Annotated in this window: 24 protein-coding genes; 15 read left to right on the forward strand and 9 right to left on the reverse strand. The window is 53.3% G+C overall.

Annotation, left to right across the window (positions count from 1 at the left end):
* Window positions 1–48: 48 nt before the first annotated feature.
* Window positions 49–321, forward strand: coding sequence for a 30S ribosomal protein S20 (rpsT, locus tag Pr1d_RS00215; protein ID WP_148071622.1), 273 nt, complete (start codon window positions 49–51; stop codon window positions 319–321).
* Between the two features lie 106 nt (window positions 322–427).
* Here rpsT and Pr1d_RS00220 read toward each other — a convergent pair whose 3' ends face one another.
* The 4 genes from Pr1d_RS00220 to Pr1d_RS00235 form a co-directional block, all read right to left on the reverse strand.
* A complete protein-coding gene (locus Pr1d_RS00220; RefSeq protein WP_238476597.1) occupies window positions 428–1,327 on the reverse strand; it encodes a dihydroorotate dehydrogenase electron transfer subunit in 900 nt (299 codons plus the stop codon).
* A complete protein-coding gene (locus tag Pr1d_RS00225) occupies window positions 1,324–2,442 on the reverse strand; it encodes a pseudouridine synthase (RefSeq protein WP_148071623.1) in 1,119 nt (372 codons plus the stop codon). The genes Pr1d_RS00220 and Pr1d_RS00225 overlap by 4 nt, the downstream gene beginning before the upstream one ends.
* 188 nt (window positions 2,443–2,630) lie before the next feature.
* Window positions 2,631–2,906, reverse strand: coding sequence for a hypothetical protein (locus tag Pr1d_RS00230; RefSeq protein WP_148071624.1), 276 nt, complete (start codon window positions 2,904–2,906; stop codon window positions 2,631–2,633).
* 79 nt (window positions 2,907–2,985) lie between these two features.
* On the reverse strand, window positions 2,986–3,963 hold the full coding sequence (locus Pr1d_RS00235; protein WP_148071625.1) for a type I phosphomannose isomerase catalytic subunit: 978 nt from the start codon (window positions 3,961–3,963) through the stop codon (window positions 2,986–2,988).
* Window positions 3,964–4,242: 279 nt separating this feature from the next.
* On the opposite strand from Pr1d_RS00235, the gene tatC reads away from it, so the two are divergent.
* Window positions 4,243–5,265 (forward strand): twin-arginine translocase subunit TatC, encoded by a 1,023-nt coding sequence (tatC, locus tag Pr1d_RS00240; RefSeq protein WP_148071626.1) that lies wholly within the window; start codon window positions 4,243–4,245, stop codon window positions 5,263–5,265.
* Window positions 5,266–5,335: 70 nt separating this feature from the next.
* On the opposite strand, the gene Pr1d_RS00245 is transcribed toward tatC, so the two are convergent.
* Window positions 5,336–7,093 (reverse strand): ABC transporter permease, encoded by a 1,758-nt coding sequence (locus Pr1d_RS00245; protein WP_148071627.1) that lies wholly within the window; start codon window positions 7,091–7,093, stop codon window positions 5,336–5,338.
* A 104-nt stretch (window positions 7,094–7,197) separates the two neighbouring features.
* Complete coding sequence (gene epsC / locus Pr1d_RS00250) at window positions 7,198–8,157, reverse strand: serine O-acetyltransferase EpsC (RefSeq protein WP_148071628.1); 960 nt, start codon at window positions 8,155–8,157, stop codon at window positions 7,198–7,200.
* Window positions 8,158–8,613: 456 nt separating this feature from the next.
* On the opposite strand from epsC, the gene Pr1d_RS00255 reads away from it, so the two are divergent.
* The 6 genes from Pr1d_RS00255 to Pr1d_RS00275 all read left to right on the forward strand — a co-directional run bounded on the left by Pr1d_RS00255 (window position 8,614) and on the right by Pr1d_RS00275 (window position 14,635).
* The gene (locus Pr1d_RS00255) at window positions 8,614–9,000 is read left to right on the forward strand and encodes a hypothetical protein (protein WP_148071629.1); all 387 of its coding nucleotides are present in this window, start codon (window positions 8,614–8,616) and stop codon (window positions 8,998–9,000) included.
* A gap of 103 nt (window positions 9,001–9,103) precedes the next feature.
* Window positions 9,104–9,808, forward strand: a complete 705-nt coding sequence (locus tag Pr1d_RS00260) for a carboxylesterase family protein (protein WP_210417841.1) — start codon at window positions 9,104–9,106, stop codon at window positions 9,806–9,808.
* A 118-nt stretch (window positions 9,809–9,926) separates the two neighbouring features.
* Window positions 9,927–11,594, forward strand: a complete 1,668-nt coding sequence (locus tag Pr1d_RS00265) for a glutamine--tRNA ligase/YqeY domain fusion protein (protein ID WP_148071630.1) — start codon at window positions 9,927–9,929, stop codon at window positions 11,592–11,594.
* Between the two features lie 51 nt (window positions 11,595–11,645).
* Window positions 11,646–11,774: a hypothetical protein gene (locus tag Pr1d_RS26445; RefSeq protein ID WP_261343805.1), complete on the forward strand. Its 129-nt coding sequence runs from the start codon at window positions 11,646–11,648 to the stop codon at window positions 11,772–11,774.
* A gap of 46 nt (window positions 11,775–11,820) precedes the next feature.
* Window positions 11,821–13,542 (forward strand): DUF1559 family PulG-like putative transporter, encoded by a 1,722-nt coding sequence (locus Pr1d_RS00270; RefSeq protein WP_148071631.1) that lies wholly within the window; start codon window positions 11,821–11,823, stop codon window positions 13,540–13,542.
* A gap of 190 nt (window positions 13,543–13,732) precedes the next feature.
* Window positions 13,733–14,635, forward strand: a complete 903-nt coding sequence (locus Pr1d_RS00275; protein ID WP_148071632.1) for a PfkB family carbohydrate kinase — start codon at window positions 13,733–13,735, stop codon at window positions 14,633–14,635.
* Here Pr1d_RS00275 and Pr1d_RS00280 read toward each other — a convergent pair.
* On the reverse strand, window positions 14,625–15,038 hold the full coding sequence (locus tag Pr1d_RS00280; protein WP_210417843.1) for a ComEA family DNA-binding protein: 414 nt from the start codon (window positions 15,036–15,038) through the stop codon (window positions 14,625–14,627). The genes Pr1d_RS00275 and Pr1d_RS00280 overlap by 11 nt on opposite strands.
* Before the next feature lie 116 nt (window positions 15,039–15,154).
* On the opposite strand from Pr1d_RS00280, the gene nadC reads away from it, so the two are divergent.
* The 3 genes from nadC to Pr1d_RS00295 all read left to right on the forward strand — a co-directional run bounded on the left by nadC (window position 15,155) and on the right by Pr1d_RS00295 (window position 19,212).
* On the forward strand, window positions 15,155–16,078 hold the full coding sequence (nadC, locus tag Pr1d_RS00285; RefSeq protein ID WP_148071633.1) for a carboxylating nicotinate-nucleotide diphosphorylase: 924 nt from the start codon (window positions 15,155–15,157) through the stop codon (window positions 16,076–16,078).
* A gap of 643 nt (window positions 16,079–16,721) precedes the next feature.
* Window positions 16,722–17,591, forward strand: coding sequence for a hypothetical protein (locus tag Pr1d_RS00290; protein ID WP_148071634.1), 870 nt, complete (start codon window positions 16,722–16,724; stop codon window positions 17,589–17,591).
* Window positions 17,592–17,928: 337 nt separating this feature from the next.
* A complete protein-coding gene (locus Pr1d_RS00295) occupies window positions 17,929–19,212 on the forward strand; it encodes an Lpg1974 family pore-forming outer membrane protein (protein WP_148071635.1) in 1,284 nt (427 codons plus the stop codon).
* A 355-nt stretch (window positions 19,213–19,567) separates the two neighbouring features.
* On the opposite strand, the gene rpsU is transcribed toward Pr1d_RS00295, so the two are convergent.
* Window positions 19,568–19,783, reverse strand: a complete 216-nt coding sequence (gene rpsU, locus Pr1d_RS00300) for a 30S ribosomal protein S21 (protein WP_148071636.1) — start codon at window positions 19,781–19,783, stop codon at window positions 19,568–19,570.
* 390 nt (window positions 19,784–20,173) lie between these two features.
* On the opposite strand from rpsU, the gene Pr1d_RS25665 reads away from it, so the two are divergent.
* Window positions 20,174–20,326, forward strand: coding sequence for a hypothetical protein (locus Pr1d_RS25665; RefSeq protein WP_168204979.1), 153 nt, complete (start codon window positions 20,174–20,176; stop codon window positions 20,324–20,326).
* Between the two features lie 2 nt (window positions 20,327–20,328).
* Here Pr1d_RS25665 and Pr1d_RS00305 read toward each other — a convergent pair whose 3' ends face one another.
* Complete coding sequence (locus Pr1d_RS00305) at window positions 20,329–21,987, reverse strand: ABC1 kinase family protein (RefSeq protein ID WP_148071637.1); 1,659 nt, start codon at window positions 21,985–21,987, stop codon at window positions 20,329–20,331.
* Window positions 21,988–22,406: 419 nt separating this feature from the next.
* On the opposite strand from Pr1d_RS00305, the gene Pr1d_RS00310 reads away from it, so the two are divergent.
* The 3 genes from Pr1d_RS00310 (at window position 22,407) to Pr1d_RS00320 (ending at window position 24,970) form a co-directional block, all read left to right on the forward strand.
* Window positions 22,407–24,161, forward strand: a complete 1,755-nt coding sequence (locus Pr1d_RS00310; protein ID WP_148071638.1) for a PilW family protein — start codon at window positions 22,407–22,409, stop codon at window positions 24,159–24,161.
* Window positions 24,162–24,233: 72 nt separating this feature from the next.
* A complete protein-coding gene (locus tag Pr1d_RS00315) occupies window positions 24,234–24,533 on the forward strand; it encodes a hypothetical protein (RefSeq protein ID WP_148071639.1) in 300 nt (99 codons plus the stop codon).
* A 59-nt stretch (window positions 24,534–24,592) separates the two neighbouring features.
* The gene (locus tag Pr1d_RS00320) at window positions 24,593–24,970 is read left to right on the forward strand and encodes a GxxExxY protein (RefSeq protein ID WP_148071640.1); all 378 of its coding nucleotides are present in this window, start codon (window positions 24,593–24,595) and stop codon (window positions 24,968–24,970) included.
* Window positions 24,971–25,087 lie beyond the last annotated feature (117 nt).

The following is a 25,087-nucleotide window of genomic DNA, read 5'->3' on the forward strand; positions in this document are numbered from 1 at the left end:
CGAGGGTGGCCGATCTGGCTTCAGTACACCTGTTAAGTAACGAAAATAATGCCAAATTCTGTCAGTGCCAAGAAACGTCTGCGTCAAAGCAAGGATCGCCGCCAGCGCAACCGCTCAGTCAAGTCTGCTCTGCGTGGTCAAATTCGCAAAGTTCGCGAAGCCATCGAGTCCGGCGATGTCGCCACAAGTGAATCAGAATATGTGATCGCAACGAAGCGTCTCGATCAAGCGGCCGCTAAGAAGGTGATTCACGACAATCAGGCTGCCCGCATCAAGTCGCGTCTCTCCGCGGCAATCAAGAAGCTGAAGGCTGCGAAGTAGGCGTTCCCTCTGCAAGAGCCACTGGTGGAAGCCTGTGGTTTCTTCCGAATCAATGGACCGCGGGATTCCGCTGGCGGCTATAAAGGAATAAGAGGCGTGCTCGCTATTACCATGCGATTTTTTCGCTGTTGAAGACGGGGCCGTCGACGCAAGTCCGCTTGTAGTCCCAGTCGCCATCGGGTTGATGGGTCTTTACCACACAGCTAAAGCAAATCCCAATTCCGCATGCCATTGGGGTTTCTAGCGACACTTCGCATGGCACTTCATGGGCACGCGCGATGCCCGCCACAGCTTCCATCATCTTCTCTGGTCCGCAGCAAGCGATACGGCATGAAGCAGTAGACTTCTCGGCCAATAGATTTTCCAATAATTCCGTAACCAATCCGTGGTGCCCGACAGAACCATCGTCGCTGGCGATTCGCAGATCGATCCCGCACGATTTGAAATCTTCGGCTCCAGCCAGGAGATCGACCGAACGAACGCCGTAGCAGAGAGTGACTTTTTCAGCGTGCTTGTTCCTGCGAGGTGGTACGCCGTATTGGCGACCTCCTAGGAACTCTCTGCCCAGTGCCAAGAATGGCGTCTGGCCGATGCCCCCTGCAACCATGATGAGGTGATCGACTGGTTGCGGAGAGAAACCGTTGCCTAGAGGCCCCCAGACATCGATTTCTTCGCCTGGGCGGCTAGTTGCAAGTCGCGACGTCATCTTGCCAACGACCAAATATACTACGTCAATCGCTATGGGACTGCCCGCTGTGTCGAGCACGGTGTCGTAGAGTGCAAAGGGGCGACCCAATAGCGGATCATTGGAGCCCACCGGTCGCATCATCAAGAATTGCCCAGGCACGATCGTAGCGGCCAGCTCAGGGCACTCGAACCGCACTCGGTAGGTATCCCGCGCGAGGCACTCGTTCTCCGTAATTGCTGCACGGTACTGACTAGCGCAATCGGCATAGTAGGCGGCCGAGAGTGGATTGCCTCCTGCGTCACTCAGTGTATCGCTCACCGCCGACCTCGCTTAGGTGGGCCTGATTTCTTACCGGAGGGTTTTTTGCCGGATTGACTTTGAGTGCCGGCCCCTTTGCGTGGTGGCTTGCTGCTTGCTCTGGAAGCCGAGGCCTTACCCCTGGCAGCTTTGCGTTTTCGCTGCTGAGCGGCCTGCTGATCAGTTACTAGTTTCTTCGCAGGTTTTCCACTAGAGGTGCTTTTTCTTTCGTCGGGGCCATCTTCAGAGGCGGTTTTGAGTTTGCGGACTTCCTCATGTGTAAGCTGGCGATAGGAACCTCGTGGCATCTCGCCCAGACGGACCGGCCCCACAGCGATTCGCGTAAGTCTTTGCACCTTGTGTCCCACGCGAGCCAAGAGACGACGCACTTCGCGATTGCGGCCTTCGTCGAGTACCATCTCAAGCACCGTGCCGTTCTTCTTGCGGCTCTTGACGCGCACATCTACTGCCCGGGCAAACCCTTCGGCTAGGTGCATCCCTTTGCGAAGTTGAGCCAATACTTCTGGACCAGGTTCGCCTGCCACTTGCACATCGTAGATTTTCTGTACGCCATGTCGCGGATGTGTGAGCTGGTTGGCAAGCTCACCATCGTTCGTCATAAGAATCAGCCCTTCGCTGCTCATGTCGAGCCGACCCACGTTAAAAACACGGCCTATATCTGGAGGCAGGAGATCCGTGATCCGTGGGCGCCCCGAGGGGTCATTTGCTGTACAGACGACGCCTTCAGGTTTGTTCACTGCAAAGTAGACGAGCTTGGGATGCGGCAAGGGTTCCCCATCCACAAAGATTTCTTGATGCCGCCGATCAACCCGCGTGCCGAGTTCGGTCACCATCTGTCCATCCACTTCGACACGGCCTTCGAGGATCAATGTCTCTGCTTCACGGCGACTTGCCAAGCCGGCGGCGGCCAGCACCTTTTGGAGCCGCTCACCAGGAAGCTCGGAGGCGGGTTGAGGTGCGGCTTTGCGGCGACGCTTGACCGGCTTGCCTGGTCGACTTTTCCCAGCGTAACTTCCGCCGGATTTCTTATCCGTGTTTTTCTTGCCAGATGGTTTTCCACCGGATAATGAGCGTCCAGGCCTCGAGGCAGGTTTTTTTGCATTGCGGGGAGGCATGGTAGGCGGGTCGTTTCATCGAAAGTAAGGAGCGACTCACACACGGTCGCCTACGACCCATCTTAACTGAAACGGGACGTTAGACCCAGGGGCGGGAACCAACGCAACGCTTTTCCTTGCTCTTAGCTGAGAGTCCACGCCTACCGGGATTCCAGGACTGTGTGGCGGGCCGGCAAGGACCCCAACGCTCAATACCGCGAACCCATGCGCCACGGGCCAACCGGCATCGGTTGGCGGGCACGTTCAACCTGATTGATAGGGTACTGATAATCGATCGGGCGACCGCCGTCGATTTTTGGTCCCATATCATTTTGAGGATAGGGATCAAACAACTCGGCATTGTAGCGCTGATAAGCCGCGGTGCCTGGATGCAAGAGTTTCGGCATACGGATCGTCGGCGAGCAACCAATCGCAAACAACAGCAACAAACAGGCACCGGCTGTGGGAAACAGATTTCGATTCACTGCACACCAGGAAATTGGAGGAGAATTACAGGGAGCGAATTGTAGGAACAGATTCACTGCCAGGGAAGTGCGGCTCAGATCAAGGCAGGTAGATATCCAATACGACGGCAGGCTCGATTGGTTCGGCCGTTATTCTGCCGGCCGCTGCTGGGAGGAGACATGTATTGCCCAGGGATAGCGGTTCGCCGCTAGCATCACCCGCCAGCGTGATAGCACCTTTGAGTGGAACCAGTAGGTGGAACCGTTCGTCGCCTCCGAAGTCTGTCGACTCGCCGACAGCACAACGGTCGAGGATGAATTTGTCGCATTCAACAAGTCGTTCTCTGCCGGGAATATCGGTTGAGTCAGAAACTTGTGGAGCTACAGGCCCGCGGGTGTAATCGGTCACTTCAAGTGATTGTTCGATGTGGAGTTGTCGCGGATTGCACTGGGCATCAACCCGATTCCAGTCGAAAAGTCGAAACGTCGTGTCGCTCGCCTGTTGAATCTCAGCAATCACCAGACCAGCGCCCAAGGCATGCACGGTGCCAGCTCGAATAAAAACGCAATCGCCAACTTTGGGCTCGAATTCATGGAGACACTCGGCGCAATTGCCTGACTCGATAGCTGCTCTCAAATCTTCGCGGGTGACCCCGGATTTGAGACCAGCATAGATCTTGCTGCCCGGTTCTGCGGCGAGTACTACCCATGCTTCCGTCTTGCCGAGATCGGGAGGATCAAGCAGGGCGCCCTGCTGATCATTGGGATGGACTTGCACGGAAAGCGTTCGATTGCAATCGAGAAACTTGAACAAGAGCGGAAACTGGGTTTGCTTCGCATGGCGACCGAATAATGCTTCAGGGCGTTCAGCAACCAGTTCATGCAATGTGAGTCCTTTGGCAGGACCGCAGGCAACCACGCTTTGATCTTCGCCGTGGTCCACGATCTCCCAACTCTCCGCGTAGTTGTCCCCCGGGCCGAGCGGCTTGCCAAGCATCGTCGCAAGTCGGCGTCCTCCCCAAAGGTACTGACGAAACAGAGGTTCAAACCGCAGAGGGTAATTACAAACGGATGGCATGGGGACTTATCACGTTGATTACTTTTGGTGGCTGTCACCGAAAGGGGATGGTTGCACCTGGAAGAACCACCCCCTTCCGGGGACAGCTATGATCTAACATCTTCCATCTTCGCGATTCGGCAGATCGTGGCAATGGCTGCACATGAATCCGTTGTCGCTCCCTCAATCCCTTGTTATTATAGGATTTATGCTCGATTCGGCCCGCTGACGCTTCCTGTTGTATTCTTAATTGACTCCAAAACCGCCCGACGCTGACATTAGGAAGCTAGATCTGATCTCATGGCCAAAACGACTGAGGATGACGAACAACAGCTTGAGAGAACGAAGATGTCGTTCTCCGAGCATCTCGAAGAGCTCCGCTCGGCCCTGTTCAAATCGATTGCGGCTTGGGCAGTCGGGACCGCCTTCGGTTTGATGATCGGCTGGCAGGTCGTCGATTTCGTTCAGATTCCTTTGGTTGAGGCGCTTCAGAGCTACTATCGGGGCCAAGCAAGAGAAACGCAATTGGAATGGTTTGATCAGCAGAACTCTTCTGGCGAGCCAGTACCTGCTGACCCTGCTGCAGCCGCTACAGAAATCGCCGATGAAGGATTGATGCCCGAAGAGTGGTATATCGATCCACACGAATTGGCAAAGACTTTGAAATCCCTGGGGATTGATCTCCCAGAAGATAAACAGTCAGAGATTTCTACGCATCGCGATGAAATGCTCAAATTGCGGTTTTATCGGCCCCTCGAAAACGACCCTCGGACCCAAGCAATAAGTACCGGCAGCCAGGAAGGATTCATGGTGTACATGAAGGCCTCATTGGTAGTAGGTGCGATTTTGGCGAGTCCTTTCATCTTTTACTTTATTTGGCAATTCGTTGCGGCGGGACTGTACAAGCGAGAGCGGAATTTGGTTTACCTCTACTTGCCCATGAGCCTGGGCCTGTTCTTTGCCGGAGCTGCCTTAGCATTCTTTGCGGTTTTCGACTACGTCTTGGACTTTTTGTTCTGGTTCAATGCTCAGATGGGCATCAACCCCACACCAAAGATCAGCGAGTGGATGAGCTTTGTGTTAATCTTGCCGCTTGGTTTCGGCATTAGTTTCCAATTACCGCTGGTGATGTTGATGCTCGAACGGATCGGCATCTTTAACATCAAGGATTATCTGGACAAATGGAGATTGGCAGTGGTTGTGATCGCCGTGCTGTCTATGTTTCTCACCCCCGCCGACCCAGGAAGCATGATCCTGATGGGCGTACCGCTGGTGTTTCTCTATTTTGGCGGGATATTGCTCTGCAAATATCTGCCGAAGTGAGTGGATCGGTGCTAGCCATCAGTTCTCGTGACTGCTGGAGGGCTACAGGCTTCTAGCTCCAATCCGCCTACTATTCATTGAGTTTGTACTGCTTCCAATCGGTGCGACCTGCGTAGGAATTGAAGTATGCCTTCATGTGCATATTTAGGCAGATGCCTGTGATGAGATAGCCGATCATGCCCAGGCAATATGATAGAGGAAACCATGGGCCCCAGATTGTACTTTTGACGAAATCCTCAAATAGGACTGTCGGCAATGCCAACAACAGCGGAATGCAGGGGGCAAGCAGAAGAGTCCCGCCCTCAGTGCTACCTCCAACAGAAAAAACTACACAGCAACAAAATAAATATCCTCCGCCACAAAAAATGATTGTCGCGAGTGTGAGCCCGATAGCCCGCATTGATGTTGCGGAGCGGAGCGAGAAGAACAATCCCAGGCTTGTGGCAAAGTAGGCCAATATCAGGAAAGTGAGACTACTGGCAAGCAGTGGCCAGAAAAAACTTGCTGTGAACAGAAGTCCCAACATCCAAGCTGCCACCAAGACCAGAAATAACCAACGGCAACTGTAGAGATTGCCCCAAATTTTGCCGTCGATGATCTCTCGACCGGACAGAGGTGTGGCCAGCAAAGAGTCCCAACAGTCGCGTTCCTTTTCTTGAGCAATTAGCCCCGCTGCCCGCGAAGCCAAGAGCAACAATATGCCGCTCCCCATTGCTCCAGAGAGCCCCATAAGATATTCGAAATAGTCATTTCTTGCATAGGTTTGGTAGGCTACGATTGAGTTAAGAAAAACCATGACTGTCATCACAGCAATTGAAATCAAGAGAATCATGAGAGCTATCCCACCGACGTAGCCAAACTTGGTCGTCGAAGACTCCGCAAACATTTCCTTCCAGAGAATCGGACGAGTTCCAAGAGGTCGGCGAAATTTAGGCAAGTGGAGATTGCGGAACCGCGATTTGCTCGGCACGCTCCGTGTGGTCTCCGAGAGGTGGACTCGCCGTACGGCGAAGATTGCCAGTCCGAGGGCGACTAGGGAAACCAACATCTGGGCACCGACGCTGCTCACCACGACTCGCATATTGAGTCCGATTCCTACGGCAGAGGTGTTCCCCATTGCCCTCGCCATAATCAAGAAGGGGTTGATCGAACCAAGCCATTCTGCCACAGGCATGATTGCTGTTCGCCAGCCAACATTGGTTATCAGACGCGACCAGAAGAAAGTACTCAAAAGCAGGGGAAGCAAGAACAGGACAATCAACAAGAGATAAATTCGCACCGTCGCGTCTCTGGCTCGTGGTGACCAGACCGACACGCAGACACTCAGTGCCGTGAGCATTACGGCGCTACTCGCAGTGATTAGAAAACTGGCGGTAAGGGCTCCCGCGGGGATACCTCCCATGATACGAAACAGAAACAAGATCGGCAGTCCGACCAGCACGAATTGGCCGAGTAGCGTCAGTCGAGCAAGTGTCTTGCCGAGGATGATCTCCGCGTTGGAAAGGTCGGTTGTGAAAAGGTATTCGATCGTCCTGCGTTCTCGTTCAGTTGCAATTGTCCCGACTGACATGGCGGGTCCCACGGCCAGAACCGCGAGTAGCTGTAACCAGCTAAAACTCATGAAAAAGCTTGCTGCCAGCATCGCCGAATTGCGGATTGAAGTGCCCGCTGGAATTCCTCTGGAACGAAAGACCAGATAGCTCATGTTTGAATAGGTTACCCACAAAACAAACAGAATCAGCGCCGCATAGATGACCCGCAGCACGAAATAGCGCCGCCGGCGCGCGGCGGCGACCAGTTCGACACGATAGATAGGGCCGGCGAGCATCTGGAAAAAATGGGGGAATAGAGGAATGAACGAATGGAGGAATCAAAGAACTCTAACAGAATTCCTTTTATTCCCCAATTCCTCCTATTCCAGCCATTTCCCCATCAGATCTGGTACTGCGTTTCGGGGCGTAATTCGTCAGGCACCTCGCTTCGCACCTTCAGCTTCGGCTTTTCCAGTACCACCGTCGTATGGGGAGCAACACTTGAGGTAATCCATACGTTGGAGCCGATCACCGCGTCGTGGCCGAGCACCGTGCGGCCTCCCAAGACCGTAGCATTTGCGTAGATGACCACGCGGTCTTCGATCGTCGGATGGCGCTTTTGCCCCCGAACCAACTGGCCATCGCCATCGGTGGGAAAGCTTAAGGCACCAAGAGTGACGCCCTGATAGATTTTCACATGCTCGCCAATCTCGCACGTCTCGCCGACCACGACACCCGTACCGTGATCGATAAAGAAGTATTTGCCGATCGTAGCGCCGGGATGAATATCAATTCCCGTGCGGCTATGGGCCCATTCGGTCATCATCCTGGGAATGAAGGGAATCTGCAGTTCATAGAGTATGTGCGCCAAGCGATAAACGGTAATTGCATCAAAGCCTGGATAGCAGAAAATGACTTCGTCGACATTCTTACAGGCCGGATCTCCGTCGAAGGCAGCTTGTACGTCCGTGGCCAAGACGCGCCGCAAATCGGGAAGTTGATCAAGAAACTGCAAAGTCTTGGCCTGGCCAAGGGCCTCGAAGTCGCTGTCGCAGTGGCAATCGCTCGTCGCACCGGCATCGTGTCGCAACGCGCGGCCAATTTGGCTCGTGAGGCGATCGTGCAAGCGGTCGACAAGGTCACCAACATAGTAGGAAATGTTCCCTCGATGCAGCCCCGTGCGACGCCGATAGCCGGGGAACAATATCTCCATGAGTTCATACGTCGCGGCAATCACTTCTTCGTAGCTTGGTAATGGGCAGTGATCGAGATGATTGATCGTGCCTAGCTCACTGTAGGTCTGCACGATGCGGTCAGTGATCTCAGGAAGTTGATCCTTCAGACGGAAATCGGAGGCCATGATGATGCTCTTCACCCAATGGGGATTTGATTGCGAAACGGTCGAGATAACTAGCCGAGAAGGGGCCAGCGCGAGGGTCGAGAGGGTCCGGCCTAAGCCGGGCCCGTACAGTCACAGAAATAGAACGAAGCAATCATGTTTGGTTCCTGTCCTTCTCGCATGACACAGACTGGCCATCCTTGGTTCTTTCGGCACACCGAATATACCGAGTTTAACCATTTTACCGCATTTATCCCAATTGGTAAGTGCGGAATTCCTGTGTACTAGCCGTGCAGAAGCCCATGGTCCGATCCTGAGACAACCATGGGCTTTCGGCCAAGGCTATTACGGATCGAAATTGATCTATTTGTTGCGAAAATACCTCACTTCTAGCTGCCACATTGAAGCAGTTATTGAACTATATTTTAGTAGGACTCCACGGCGGGATAACTATTACTCGAAGCGGAGAGCAGCAACATGTTTCAATTCTTCTCTGGGCTCGATCCCACGTTAGTGCTCTGCCTGTTCGTCCCCGCGGCCATGATTTTTGCAGCGTGGTCCTTGCAAATTGCCTGTGCGATTGCCTCGGTTGATCCTCCCGATTTCTGGCAGAGTCTGCTTTGCACCTTTCTTGTGGTGGTTGCCAATATCGTTCTCCGATTTTGGGTCAACACCTCCGTGTCAGCCCCCGGCCTGGGAACCAGTCTGTTGGCACCTATTGTGCTGACCATCGCCATCGTGGCAATTTTGGTACGAACAGGGCCATTGTCAGCCCTCGTGGTCACTACATGCCAGGGACTGATTTTTACGGCTCTCTACCTGGGTTTGTCCATGCTGAACTCGACGATTGCCATTACGATCTGATTCGGCCGCGGTCAAATCCAGGCATGAAACCAGGGGTATTGATACTTAGCTGCAGTGCTCTATTCTACTGTTCTGCCAAGCCTCAATTACTTTGGAGAACACTATGAACAGCATTCTGCGAGCGATGATTGTATTGACCGTTTGTAAAGTCGGAACCGTGTGTGGAGAGGAGAATCACAGTAAATTTAGCGAAGAGATCACGAAAGAAGTGGGATGCCCCTATCTGATAGTCAAGCCGGAGGATTTTGACGAACAGAAAAAGTATCCTCTGATCATCTTTCTCCATGGCAGAGGAGAGAGTGGCGACGACTTGAAACTCGTAAATGTGCATGGCCCTTTCGATTTTGTAAAGCAGCACAAATTGCCAGTAATGATCGTTGCTCCACAAACGCCCATCGGAGTGAACTGGGACATCGACATGCTTTCCGCATTTGTCGATCATGTGCTCGAAGAGTTGCCTGTCGATCGTGGGCAAGTCTATTTGACGGGACTCAGCTTGGGTGGCTTTGGCACCTGGGAACTGGCGGCCCGCCGGCCCGAAGTGTTCGCCGCGATAGCGCCGATCTGCGGAGGTGGCAAGCCAGTTCAGGCCGAGTTAATTCAGGAGATTCCCCTGTGGGCCTTTCATGGCGCAAAAGATCCAGTGGTACCCCTCAAGAGTACCACCGATATGATCAACGCTCTCTACAACCTGGGCAGCGCTCCTCGCCTAACTGTTTATCCCGATGCGGGCCATGACAGCTGGACCGAGACCTACAACAATCTCATGCTTTACGATTGGTTGTTGAGCCAGAAGAAGGAGAAATGAAGGCAGAGGTTTCACAGCGGATTCTCCTCGTTGCAACAAGAGTCATCTACCGGGGAGAGACCGGAATTTGCTACACTGGGGGATGAACCCACCGCCACATGAATTCGCAGGAACCTTCATGCCCACCGATCCCTCCCCCACCGCAGAAAAGCCCGCCTCGCGGAACTTTATTGAGCAGATTATCGACGCCGACCTCGCTGATAACAAGAACGTCGAGGTCCATACGCGGTTTCCCCCTGAGCCAAACGGCTATTTGCATATTGGTCACGCTAAAAGCATCTGCTTGAATTTTGGCCTGGCCCAGGAATACAACGGAAAATTCAATCTGCGATTCGACGACACGAATCCTGCAAAGGAGGAGCAAGAGTACGTCGATTCCATACTCGACGACGTCCGCTGGCTGGGTGCCAATTGGGAGGATCGGCTGTTCTTTGCATCGGATTATTTTGATCAACTCCACGACTGGGCAGTGGAACTGATCAAAGCCGGTAAGGCATACGTATGCGACCTGACAGCCGACCAGATGCGTGATTATCGTGGCACGCTCACTGAGCCTGGCAAAAACAGCCCTTTTCGAGACCGTACCGTCGAGGAGAATCTCGAACTCTTTGCGAAGATGAAGGCTGGAGAGTTTGCCGATGGCACGCACACTCTGCGGGCAAAGATCGACATGGCCGCGCCGAATATCAACCTACGCGATCCGGTGATGTACCGTATCAAACACGCACATCATCATCGCACCGGAGACACGTGGTGCATTTATCCGTCCTACGACTACACCCATGGTCAAAGCGACTCGATCGAGGGGATCACTTACTCAATCTGCACACTAGAGTTTGAAAACCATCGTCCGTTATACGATTGGTTTTGCGAATCACTTGCAATTCACCACCCCCGACAGATCGAGTTTGCTCGGCTCAATCTGACGTACACCGTCATGAGCAAGCGAAAGCTGCTGCAGCTGGTCAACGAAGGACACGTATCGGGCTGGGACGACCCGCGAATGCCAACGATTCGGGGTCTGCGCCGCCGGGGCTACACTCCCGAAGCAATCCAGGCATTCTGTGAGCGAATCGGCGTCGCCAAATTTAATAGCACCATCGACATGGCTTGGCTGGAAGACGCCATCCGCGAGGACCTCAACGAAAAGGCACTGCGAGCTCTGGCGGTACTCAATCCGATCAAGGTAATACTCACAAACATCGAACCAGGCTCGTCAATCGACGTCGAGGCCCCAAATCACCCTCAAAACCCCGAGGCCGGAATGCGTAAGGTGCCGCTGATGCGAGAGATTCTGATTGAAGCCGAGGACTTCATGGAAGACGCCCCTAAGAAGTTCTTCCGACTTCGACCAGGAGGCGAGGTGCGACTAAGATGTGCGGGCATCATCAGATGCGACGAGGTCATCAAAGACGACGCTGGCAATGTGACTGAACTTCGCTGCACGTTCGACCCTGATCACTCACGCAAGGTCAAAGGAACCATCCATTGGGTTTCAGCCGAGCGAGCACTTAGCGCCGAGGTTCGCTTGTATGACCACTTGTGTGCAGTAGAAAATCCGGAAAACGTATCAGAGGGCCAAACATTTCTCGACAACCTCAATCCCAACTCGCTGCAAACAATCACGGCATTCGTGGAGCCCTCACTGAATGAGGCAATGCCTGGCACCCATATTCAATTCGAGCGATTGGGGTATTTCTTCGTGGACCCGGTAGACTCCGCTCCAGAGAAGCCCGTCTTCAACCGCACTGCAACACTGCGCGATAGTTGGGCGAAGATGAAGTAACTGCATCTGGCGAGCCCGCTTCAGCGGGCGGGACGGCTAGGGCGGGAACACATGATTCCAATTCGCCCTGATTTTGCTACAATCCATGCCAAGTCCAAGCGAATCAGCATAATATCGCGAAGCCAGATCGAAGGAATTCGCGGGTATCACCGCTTCGAGCATTGGCAAATCGACAATTAGGTGTACTTCACCGTCTTCCTCGTTAGAAGACACATCAGGAGGTTTTATGTTCCACACGAATCGAACACACACTCATTTTCTTTGCTGGTTTCTCACGGGGTTGATGCTGTTCACTCCGGGTTCCTCTCTGATTGCTCAGGAGGCAGATGAACGTACCACGCTCCTTGCCGATCCAGCGGCTGTGCCAGTGCCGGATGTTGTCGACACTCCCTTGGACGTGACCTACTTGTTGCCGCAAGCTTGTCTCGTCATTTCATTGCGTCCACAGGCGATTCTCGCCTCGCCGTTTGCCAAGATGATGCCCATTGAAGTCTTGCAAGCAGCATCGCTCCACCAATCAGGGCTTGACCCTTTGCAGCTGGATCGACTGCTATTGACGGTGGAACCACCCGCCGCAGGGGCACCCAACTATGCCGTCATGGGGAGTTTCATTTCCCCCGTGGTTGGCAAACTGCATCCGCAGCTTACTCAGCACACCACACCCAACGAGCAATCTGAACAACCTCACTTGAAGAGCAATCACCCACTCATGCCGAGCATGTATTTTCCGAGTGAGACGGTGCTACTGGCTACGCCGGAGGTGACGCTTCAGAAGTTTCTTACCGGCAAATTCAAGCCCGCCGAGAGCTCACTGCACGAGCACTTAATGGCAGCTGCCAGTGATGATGTCTATCTGGCAATTGATGTCGTGCCGCTGCGGCCTCTGATCAATGGATTGTTGATGCAGAATCCCACTCCACCCAAATTTGAGTATCTCAATGTAGCTCCCGATCTGGTGAAAACGATAGAGTTGCGAATGAACCTGTCCCATCCGGGAACCAACGAACTAGTCATCGAGTCCAATAATGAGCAAGACGCGCAGGAATTGTTGGGCCTAGTCGATAAGTCTTTCGATCTGGTCCGCTCCCAGGCCACCGAAGAGATCACCCGACTCAAACAGAATAGCGATCCCGTTCAGCAAGCAATGGGACGTTATCAGGAGCGGATGATGAATGACATGAGCACGGCATTGGCACCACAGCGAGAAGGTACTCGTTTGGTGATCTTCCGCCAGTCAGGCGAGCATGGCCAGATGGGAATGCTCACGATGACGGCCGTCTCGGGTGTGTTGGTTGCGTTGCTTTTGCCCGCGGTGCAGGCGGCTAGAGAAGCGGCACGGCGAAATACTTCAATGAACAACATGAAGATGATCAACTTAGCACTTCACAATTATGCTGATCAAAATGAAATATCATTTCCAGCTCAAGCGAATTTTGACGACAATGACAAACCACTTCTGAGTTGGCGGGTACATATCCTTCCCTTTCTCGAACAGAATGAACTCTACAAACAATTTCATCTCGACGAACCGTGGGACAGTGAGCACAACAAGGCTCTAATCGCCAAGATGCCAGCCGTTTTTGCCGAACCAAGTTCTAGCTTTGCTCAGACAGAGGGTCGCACCAACTATCTCGGTGTACAAGGAGACGGCATGTTCTTTGACGGATCAAAGGAAGGAAAGAGATTCATGGACCTACGAGACGGCACAGCAGCTACAATCATGATGGTACAAGTCAACGACGAGAGTGCTGTTCCCTGGACAAAACCTGAGGATTGGGAATTTGACGAAAAAAAACCACTCAAGGGGTTGATTCCTCCGCTACATGCTGGTGTTTTCTTAGCGAGTTTTGCTGATGCCCACGTCAAATCTATCAGCAAAGACATTGATCCTGGTGTTTTCAAGAAGCTCTTGACGGTTGATGGTGGGGAAGTGGTTGAGATTCCTTGACGACTCGGCGTTGGGGGTTGTCACCAGGCAGCTCTACTGCACATAATCCTCGGTTCAATTTCCATCAAAGCGAGCCGGCTCGTCCCCGAGCCTGTAGGAATTCGGGGTCGAGGACGACCCGGCTCGCCACGTTGTTTACTCCGGGCGCTTACGCTTCCGGCTCGCCTTTCGTTAACCCCATTGAAGAACCATGCCACTTGTTGTTGTCGGGTCCGTTGCCATTGATCACGTCGAAACTCCCACGGAACGTAGGGATAACATGCTCGGGGGGTCAGCGACTCATTTCTCCTATGCCGCAAGTTTCTTCACCAGCGTGCGGCTCGTAGGGGTCGTTGGCGAAGACTGGCCTGCGGAACATACGGCTGTGCTGGATGAGCAGGGGATTGATACTTCGGGATTACAGCAGGTTCCAGGTGGCAAGACCTTTACCTGGACGGGTCGCTACCACGACAACATGAACGACCGCGACACACTCGACGTGCAGCTGAACGTGTTCGGCGAGTTCGATCCCGTGCTGCCTGAAAGCTATCGCAGGGCAAAGTATGTGTTTCTCGCCAACGGCGTGCCTGCCGTTCAAATGAAAGTTCTCTCGCAAGTGCCAGGTCGGCGGCTGGCCGTGGCCGACACGATGGATCTCTGGATTAAGACTACCCGCAACGACCTCAATCAGCTGCTCAAGCAACTCGATGGCTTGGTACTGAACGACAGTGAGGCCAAGTTGATTGCCGAGACTGAGAATCTGGTCACGGCTGGCCACCGCGTAAGAGAAATGGGCCCCAAGTTCGTCATTATCAAGAAGGGCGAGCATGGAGCGATGTTCTTTAGCGAATATGAAACTTATGTTCTCCCCGCTTTTCCAACCGAGCAGGTCGTCGACCCCACTGGTGCGGGCGACAGCTTTGCCGGCGGCATGATGGGGTATCTAGCCGAGTGCGATAACTTTGAACCCGAGACACTCAAGATGGCGATGGCCTATGGCATTCTCGTGGCAAGCTTCAATGTGGAAGGGTTCGGTCTCGAGCGGATGCAACAGATCTCCCGCAAAGACATTGACGAGCGGATGACTGAGTACAAGAAGATGCTCAATTTCTGATTTCGATTTCATCCGTCGAATTCACGGCCCAATCAGTATCCACGGGGATCGGCATCAAGAAGGGTCGCAACCGCTCCATAGTTCGCGGTCCAATACCGTTGACGCGGTCCAACTGCTCAACACTGCGAAACGGCCCGTGCTGTAACCGGTCGCTGATAATACGCCGTGCCATCGTTTCTCCCAATCCGGGTAACTGGAGCAATTCAGGCCAATCAGCTTCGTTAACGTTCACCAAGTAGCTCGCCTGCAGCGGGTCTGCTCGATCGATATCGATTAGCCTTCCCTCGTGCCCACCTTTGTACACCCAGTAGCTTGCCATCATCACCAGCAGACTTGCCACCACGGCAAGCAGGCTTGCTTGATCGCGGGGCTTAATCCACGGCCGTGGTGTCGAATCGGTCAAAGATTTTTCTCTGCCGGGTTGCATGGCGTGCATTGAAAAGGGGATATTTGACAATGAAACATCAACGCTCTGCCCCCAGTATAACCGTTTGCCCTCTCCCAAATCGAGAACTAGCCATGAGAGAATTCCAGCAGATCGAATGGGATAGTGAGCTTCAGCACGATTGTCGGCAGATTGTGCGTCTTGCCCTCGCTGAAGACTTGAATGGCCAACAGGACTGGACCACCGTCGCCCTGGTACCTGCAGAGCGACAGGGAGCTGCCAGTATTGTAGCTCGTGATCCAGGAGTCGCAGCCGGTCTGGTAACGATCGAACTCGTTCTCTCGGAAGCAAAAGCTGAGATGGAAGTAGAGCTTCGTGTCCAAGATTCTCAAAGTTTCACCGCAGGAACAACTCTAGCGGTGTTGAGCGGCAACGTTCGTGACATACTCACTCTGGAGCGGACAATACTGAATCTCCTGGGTCGGATGATGGGCATCGCAACACTCACAAGCCGCTTTGTCCAAGAGGTCGCCGACACCAAGGCAAAGGTTTACGACACTCGAAAAACGACTCCTGGGTGGCGCCGTTTGGAGAAATACGCAGTTCATTGTGGAGGAGGTTCCAATCACCGCATGGGTCTCTACGATGCAGTACTGATCAAAGACAATCATCTGGCCCAGCGTTCAGGAAAGCCGGTTGCCACTGCCGAGGATGCCGCAGCAGCAGTCCTGGAAGCAAGTCAATTTCTTGAGTCGTCACAAAACGCGGCTCAATCGAATCTGATTGTAGAAATCGAAGTTGACAGTCTTGAACAGCTTGCCGCCGTCTTGCCAATGCATCCTGACGTCATTTTGTTGGACAACATGGATTCAAGTCAACTTCGCACGGCCGTTACGATGCGTGACGATATCGCCCCAACGGTCGAACTGGAAGCCTCCGGAGGAGTGCGCTTGGAAACCATTCGAGAGCTTGCGGAGACGGGAGTCGACAGAATCAGCTCAGGCGCTTTAACCCATTCAGCCCGCGGGCTCGACATTGGCTTAGACTGGCACCCCTAGGATGTGGGGTGGGTGGAGAGCACTAATGGGTGAGTCCGAAGACTCCGCACACAAATTCTTCGCAATCCGTACAAATTTAATTGACAGCACTGCCAGGGGTGGTTAGAATCAGGGAAGCTGCGGTAGATTTACCGCTTTTTAACACACATTTTTACTTTTTCGATTGGGTTGTGGACCTCATGAACATTCGATCGGCGACGAGTCGAGTTGACTCTTCGTTGTCCGGACAGGTGAAATTGGTAGCCTGGGTTCACAACACCATCTTTGCTTGCTGAGAAGCATTCCTGCCTAACGGTTTTTCGTTTCAGGAATCAATAGCACTCAGCTCTCCCCTGATGGGTTTGTCTCTGGGTTTCCTGCATGAGGTCATTCTGCGCATCACCAAGGCAGGATCACCAACGCTTCGGTCAGGGCACGCGGTCAATTCGGCACGCTACAGGTGCGCGAATACTTCTTGAAGACAGCTAAATAGCTGCCCGCAAGCCCCTGCATTTTTGCATCTCTCGTCAATCGAATGCTGCCAAACGTGAATAGCGTTTGGCACTTGTTCTGACAGGTCTCCTCCCTGATTTAGACCCATCACACCAGAGATCATTGCCCCTGCCGCTACGGAAGGCACGTGCGGTTGACCTTGGAGACAACTATGAAAAAGACATCAACAAATCGTTTCAGTTCGACCGCAGCACTCATTCGCTACTCGTGTGCCGCATTCGCGATACTCTTGCTAGCCGGAGCACTTGCCAACACATCACAGGCGGTTGTCATCGGCAACTACAAGTTCATGATTGGCGAAAGCGAACGCTATTTGAAAGCAATTTTGGACTTCAACCGTGGCGAGATCAATCAAGCTCAACTCGATGCGATCCACCACGAAGAGTCCTGCAAGAACCCGTCGATCCGCCTTCAGCAGCGTAATCGTCCGGCTATACTCATTCAGAACGTTTCCTCCCAGGAAAACGACCTCAGCAGTTTTGTAATCGATATGAAGCAGGCTGGTTTCGAGTTCGGACTGGGCGATGCTCCCTCCCAGGGATTCAACGGCACGCCTGTCTCTGCTTCAAATTACTCTGATGCTGGAGTGGGAGTTTCTGGTTCGCTTGACCCAACAAACATGATATTGACCCTTGACTTTACAGGCCTTACTTCGACAGCTTCGCTTCAAAACGCCGCAATTTTCCGTGTTGATCTGGATCCTTCTCCCATGATCAATACGCTCTACCCTGATTACCGCGAAGTACTTCTCGGTGCAGACGCTGGTAACGGCCCCACCGATCCCGCAACGGTTCAGGCAACTTTTGGCATGGCAGGAATGCCAGATGTCACAACAAGTGCAATCGAGTTGAACGGCCCAGATACCGTCTCAAACGCTGGCCTCTTAGAGGTCTATCATGCCCAAACACCTACGGACATGTTTGAAACAGACGGGGGAATCCCTGAGCCTGCTACAGCTTCCCTCCTGGGAATTGTCTCCCTTGCCATGCTCTGCCGAAGACGCACATTCAGCCGTAGCTGAGTGCGTCTCTGTAGTAGCCGTTGGCGGGGGGAGCAAATGGTTTGAACCGCGGGCTCCCGCCGGCGGCTATAATGTGGAAAATCCATCCGCTTAGGCGTCCCAACTTCTCTTGGCAAGCTTTGCCGAATGCGTAAATCCCCTGGATTGTACCCAATACTCGGATAATTCTGAAAAAAGTGAAAGTAACGGTAGTACGGGGTCCGATTCTCTTCTGTGTACGAATAATCGAACAGGCGGACAGCACTGGAAGGTGATCCGGTGCTCGTCAAATGCTTCCATAGCAGGCAGTGCGCCCGCAAGCGTCGTCCTGTTCGAAATTTCAAAGGGGGGATCCAAGATGAAGTTTCGTTTTAGGAGGGCTGCTGCGCTCGCAGTGAGCCTTGCACTCTTGGCGGCACAGACCGCCGACGCCGCCAATCCACGAGAGTACCAAACGGCAAGTTCTGCAGCTAATCAAGCTAGCGATTCGTGGTCAAATTACAATGAAATCGAGCAGTGCGACTATTTTGGCACGTGCAACGCTGGAAGCTGCAACACGGGTTGCTCCGGCGGAAGCGGTGGCAACCTAGGACTCGGCAATGCCCTGTGTTGCCATGATAGCCAGCTCTTTTTCTACGGTGATTACATCTACGCCCGGGCCTGCTTCAGCGAAGCCCTCGCGTACATTGTCAGTGATCCCAACGATCCTCAAGGGGGTCAGAGCATCGTCGAATACGACATGGACTATGTTTCGTCGTATCGCTTTGGTGGTGGTATCAACTTCTGCGACTGTGGTGGTGCGATCGTTTTCAACTTCGCTCGCTACCAAAGTGAAGGGGATTTTGATGTCACGGATACTTCCGCCTCGACAGGGACCACCATCTTTGGCCCCTATGAAGTAGACGCTCCCGGCGACAATGGTTCCCTGCAAGGGAATTTGGACGTCGATGTGAAGTCTTACGACCTGGGCGTAGCCAAGACGATTCCACTAGGTTGTCCGCTCGGTTGCTGTAGCAGTGGCTGCTGCGACTCGTGTTGCGGCGACACATGCTGCGATACCTGCTGCGGCGGTGGTTCCTCGTGTGGTTGTGGCAGTGGCTGTGGTTGCTGCCCATGCCCCGCTTGGGACATTACCTGGACGGCTGGCGTTCGCTTTGCTGAAGTCGATTGGGCACGCAACAATCTGGCAATCGCTAACAACGGTGATGAGATCGATAGCGCCACAACTCGACTGGACTTTAATGGTGCAGGTGCTCGAGTGGGCTTCATGGGTCGGCGATACTTTGGACGTAGCGGGTGCGTTAGCGCCTATGCCAAAGGAGATATCTCTCTGCTGGTCGGTGATATGAACATTAGCACCTACACGACAGACGATCCCGACGGTTCGGCCCCACTGACGTTGCGTTCTTATAGCAACTCGGGGTGCCGTGTTATTCCAGTCACCGAGATCGAAGCCGGTGTGAGTGCCCAGGTCACGAACAATATCCAGCTAAGCTCTGGATATTTCATCGCCGCCTGGCATGACCTTGGTATTCGTGACGAGTACGACTGGACCACTCCAGGTCTTCAGTTGAACAATTTCGACGATGCCAACATTCTAGGTTTTGATGGTTTCTTCGCTCGGGCCGTGGTGTCCTACTGAGAAGAAGCAAACTTTGTTTGATCTATCTCCGACACGCCAGCCGTTTTACGGCTGGCGTGTTTTTTTGTTCAAGATGCTCTAACTTCCCAGCGGCATCGCGGATAATGCTTGTGCCGAATGTCGAGCTATCTACACTGGCTCGGGAGTCAAAGACTGAAGAAGAGGCGCCGGAGCAATACCGCCGAGTGCGCGACGAAAAACGCGACTTTGCTGAGCGCTTGCCAGATGTCCTGAGCGACTCTGGTGCATAGAACTCTACGAAAGAGTAAGTACTAATTCTTCTTCCTAGCCGGAGGCACACCTGCCTCAGGGAATGTCCGGAGGCAGGTGTGCCTCCGGCTAAGATAGGGCATGATTATCCGCGGCGACCAGCGGGGCTGGTGAGCATCAGACGATCACGGCGAGCGCGCCGCTGGGCACGTAGACGAGCGCGACGTTTGGTTTCGCTTGGTTTCTCGTAAAACTCTCGGACGCGAATCTCTTTCTTAATCCCACTTCTTTCTACTAACTTCCGAAACCGCCGAACGGCTTCCTGAGCAGATTCTCTTTCCCGCAACGTCAACTTTACCAAGGGTATCTCCTAATCTTGTTTGGTGGATGGGCTTATTGCGAAGCCTAACCTCTTATGGGCAAACGCTTAAAGTAGCATCGACCGGCGAGCGAGTCTAGCCCACGGCCCGATGATTTGCCTACGCAGACGGCAAATTCGGCAGATTCTCTCGGATTTAACAACCTCAGCCTGCCTTGCGCGTCACAATCTGCATTTCCCTACTTACGACGCGAAGACGCAAGCGAAATGAGTCCTTCTCGGCTCCACCCAGCCCAATCCTGTTGCCGATTGCTTAGGGTGGCCTTAAATGGTAGCCGTCGGCTGGAGCTGATGGTTGAAATCCGAAAAAACCGCAGGCTTCCGCCAGCGGCTATCAACTAATGACGAACAGCTAATAGCTAACAACCTTCCATGTCTGAACTTGCCAGCAGCGAATCGCTCCGCCAACTTGACCAGCGCCATGCGGAGGTCCTCCAGGCGCTCGACTCGCTGTGCCTGGATATTGAAGAGGTCCTCCAGCAAATCTCTCCGCAACGTGAGCCTGAACTTCAGCAAGCTGCTTGAGGCTATTTCCGGCTGTCGAGGCTGCCCGACTTGCTGATCGCACGCAGTAGCCGCAGGCCCAATACTGCGCTGAGTAAGAAACCCGCCGTCCCGGGGACCGAGACGCCCCAGAGTGGCCATGCCTGGTTGGTGACCAACAGTGCCGATCCCAGGAAGAGTGCACTGGTCAACATTCCCAACACCAGCCGATTGACCGAGGGTTCTAATCCCCGGTGATCGAGATGCACATCGAACCGGCCTGCCTGCACTTGCTGCAAGATGTCGCGTAAGCGTCGGGGGACCACTTCCGCCAGTAGTTGCATCTCGTACGCCATACGCCGTGCTTTGCGGAGTTGTCGCGTGGGTGACATCCGTCTGGCAACGACCTTCTGGCGATACGGCTCTAGGACTTCCATCAAGCTAAAGCTTGGCTCGAGGCGCTTGGCGGTCCCCTCAAGCATGATCAGCACTTTCAAGAGCAGTGACATGGGCGACGGTAGCATGATGTGATACTGCAGCATGATGTCGATCATCTCGGAGAGTGCCGCTCCCAACTCAAACCGATCGAGCGACTGATTGGCATAGTGCGAAACAAAATCTGACAGATCTAGATTCAAGCTCGTCTCATCAAGCCCCGCCGGCACGGCACCCATCCGAACTACCACGGAGCCAAGGCGGTTGGCGTCTTGCTCGACGATTGCCAGCAGCATGTCTTCGATTGCTTCGCGCATCGAGTCGTCCAGACGCACGACCATGCCGAAATCCAAGAGGCCGATCTTGCCATCGGGCATCAAGAGCAGATTTCCTGGATGCGGATCGGCATGATAGATCCCATGCTGGAATATCATCTCGAGATACGCTTCGGCCCCGCTGCGAGCCACTTCAGCCAGATCGACTCCCGAAGCTCGCACCTGCTGGAGATCGGAAATTGGCACGCCTTCGAGCCATTCCATCACGAGCACCTGCTCGGTACTCATCTCGGGATACGACTTGGGTATTTTTACCTGATCGCTCTCTGCAAAGGCACGGACAAAATGATCGAGGTGTCGCCGCTCGCAGGTAAAATCCAACTCGCGACGGAGCATCCGTTGAAACTCGCTCACGATCGTGACCGGTCGATAGGGCCGCAGTTCCGGTAGCCGTTCGGCAAGTTGCGCCAATCCGGTGAGAATCTCCAAGTCGACCCGCATGCGTTGTTTGATCTGTGGATGTTGCACCTTCACCGCCACATCTTCGCCGGAGTGTAAGCGGGCTCGATGGACTTGCCCGATCGAAGCCGAGGCGACGGGTTTCTCAGAGAATTCCGCGAACAACTCGGAGAGCGACTGGCCTAGTTCCTCTTCGACGATTTCAGCAACTTCTTCGAGCGAGTCAGCAGGCACGTCGGTCTGCAGTTTTTGTAGTTCGTTGGCAAGCTCTGTGCCAACCACGTCGGGTCGGGTGCTCATGATCTGGCCGAACTTGATAAAAGAGGGGCCAAGTTCTTCCATGGCGAGCCGAATGCGGGTCTCTCGGCTCTCGGTAGCCAGCACCTGCCCGTTGCGGTTTTTCAACAGCGACTTGCCCAACGAAAAGTCAAACCTGCTCAGCCAACCTGCCAAGCCATACTTGCTGAGGATCGAAAAGATCTCGCCCCAGCGATTGACGTTGCGATAAATTTGCGGGATGGAGCTGATGCGCATGTTTTGTGTGGGCTAAGTTTCTCGATAAGAAATAGCACGCGGATGAACGCGGATTCAGCGGATCGGCGCGGATTTTAGAGAGATAAGAATTCCAATTTCCTATCAGCGAAAATCCGTACAATCTGCGTTCATCCGCGTTCTATTTCTTCTCTTCTGGATGGACCTACATAAAAGAATATATGCCAACCTGTATTGTAACACGCCACCAGGCACCCCGGCAGTGAGGCACAATCGAGCAGAATCGGCTGAAGAACGTTTTATAGTGCTGCATTTGCTCCCGGCACATTGCTCATTGGGCCTTAGTCCTTGGTCACTCTCTTACGGGTTCTGCTTGACTTTTTGGCCTCTGCGCGGTGCAATAGTAGTATTGAGACCGACTAATTCAGAGGCACCCGGTCCAGAGCGGAACACGAGTCAACATGCCGAAAACCAGCCCCTTCCACCCCGCGCCCATTTCACGCCGCGCGCTCACCCTGATCGAAATGCTCGTCGGCATGGCGATCACGCTAGTGATGATGGCCGCCGTAGTGAACCTGTTCGCCAACATCAGCACCGGCGTCAACCGTCGCCAAGGAGCGATGGAGATAAGCTCTGAGCTGCGCATCGCGCGGCAACGATTGTACAACGATCTGGCCGGGGCGACGGTGAAGACCGACGCGGTTGATTCGTCGGATGGGTATCTTGAAATCGTTGAGGGGCAGGCGTCGGATGAGAATCCGTTGGCCGGCAGCCTGATAATAAATCCTCCTAATAATGTGGATCCAGCCGTTTCCCTTATTCCCTCAAGCAACACGGTATCTGACGCAGAGGGTAATCTCATCGACCCAGCAACTGTCACCGATTTTCTCTCACTCGGAGATTATGACGACATTTTGGCGCTGACAGTGGAAAGCCGCGGAGCACCCTTTCGCGGAAGAGGGCGCGCGCTCGTTCCAGGCGGTACTCAAGCAAATCCAAACGATTGGGTGGGCACGTCGATTGAATCTCGATTTGCTGAGGTTATCTGGTTTGCCGTAGAAAATCCGGCCGACGGATCGCGTGGTGAGCCTGGCATGCGAACGATCTATCGGCGGGTATTGTTGATCGCTCCTTGGGTCACGACCTATGACACTCCTTCGGGGACAGTTGATGATCCGATTTATGATTTGACGAATACGAACTTCCATCCAAATAGCGAGCCTCCATTCTTTTATGCAGCAAATCCGATTGCCAATACATATCATGCGCAACTCTTAGAAATGCTGAATTTTCAGAATGATTTTGATATTTCAGTCCGATTAGAGAATGACCGCATCGTGCCGAATACTCTGGCTGATCTTTCGCGTAGGGAACATCGCTTTGCTCACTTGCCAGACAATCTTATCGGAGGTAACCGTAAGTTTCCTCATCCTCTCTCATACAATGTAATTAATCGAAATCCATCGATAAGTATGCTAGCTGGAGTCGCCGACGCTTCTCTTAATCCCATTAGTTCACTCCAGCCCTTAAGTGGAGATCGCGCGGGGGCAGATATTGTTCTGTCAAATGTCTTGGGATTTGATGTCCAGGTGTTTGATCCCGGAGCACCATTATTCAATTATCAGGGAAACATCATCCAACCTAGTACAGTCAGAGTTTCGACTAGTGGAGGAGACGGAGCATTCTTGCTCGCCATTCAGGACTTCATAGCCAATCCCGGCGGGCCAACTCAGATCACCGGCTTCGGAGCCTTTGCTGACTTGGGTTGGAACAACGGCCTACTTATTGGTTCGACATATGTTCCCGAGTACAACTATCTGAGTATCACTGGAGCCCCACGAACCTTGTATCAGCAAGAACGCGGGGCTGGTTGGCATCCGACATTTCCGGAGAGTTCAAGAGAAAGTCCATCTGTTTACGACTCTTGGACAGACTACTACGAAACGGATCAGATCAACCAGGAGAACTCGCCCTACTACGTCTCGACGAACCTAACGATCCAACCCTCGTGGGCTCCTTGGCAAATAGATAATCTCGACCAAGGCACCAACGGTCTCGATGACGATGGGGTGAACGGCCCGGACGACCCGATGGAACGTGAGACCTCACCCCCTTACCCCACTCCGCTTAAGGGGGTCCAGGTCAAACTGCGGATCTATGAACCCAATACCCGCGCTATCCGCGAAGCCAATGTCACGCGGGATATGACGGACTAGCTATTAGCTGTTAGGCATTAGCTATTAGCCATTCAAATTCCGCATTCCCCAATCCGAATTCCGCATTCCCTAATGCCTGACATCCACTCGATTCGACTTCGCGAACCTTGGCAATGTGAGCCTTGTGAATCGGGGGTCCGGTGGTCGCGCTCTTTTAATTGGCCCGCGGGGCTGACGCCGCGGGAGAAAGTGTGGATCGTTGTCGATCCCTTGCCCGCCGACGCGCGGGTGACACTCAATGGGCAATCGCTTGGCGAAGGCTTAGAGATTACGCGTCTGATTGGGCTCACCAACCGCGTGGAGATCGAACTCCCGCAGGGGAGGGCAGGGGAGTTGCCCTTTGCGGTGCGGATTGATATCGATGAGGGGTAGGAAGAAATGGGACGCGGATTCGGCGGATTGTCGCTGATTTTTAAGAAAGGATCCGGGCTGTGCCTGAGGGATTAATTCGCGGTGATCTCACCGATAGAATCATTCATGGTTTCTATCATGTTTACAATTCGCTCGGATATGGATTTCTGGAAAAGGTTTATGAGAATTCTTTAGGTATCACCCTTTCGAAGTCAGGATGTACGGTCAAGCAACAATGGCCGATTGCTGTGATGTTCGAAGAGGAAATCGTTGGAGAGTATTTTGCCGACTTGCTAGTAAATGAATCGGTAATCATCGAAGTGAAGGCAGCTGAATCGATTGCGAAAGAACATGAAGCTCAACTCGTAAACTATCTCAAGGCAACTGGCTATCAAGTCGGTCTTATACTAAACTTTGGACCGAAGGCTGAGTTTCGTCGCAAGGTATTTTCCCATTAAACAAAACTATCGCTGTCAGTAGCTTGGTTTCCGTTTCTGTCGAATGCCTAATTGAAACCTGTCTGATCTGCGAACATCCGCCAAATCAGCGTTCCTCCGCGTTCCATTTCTTCCTTC

It is taken from the genome of Bythopirellula goksoeyrii, from assembly GCF_008065115.1.
GTDB classification, from domain to species: Bacteria; Planctomycetota; Planctomycetia; order Pirellulales; family Lacipirellulaceae; genus Bythopirellula; species Bythopirellula goksoeyrii.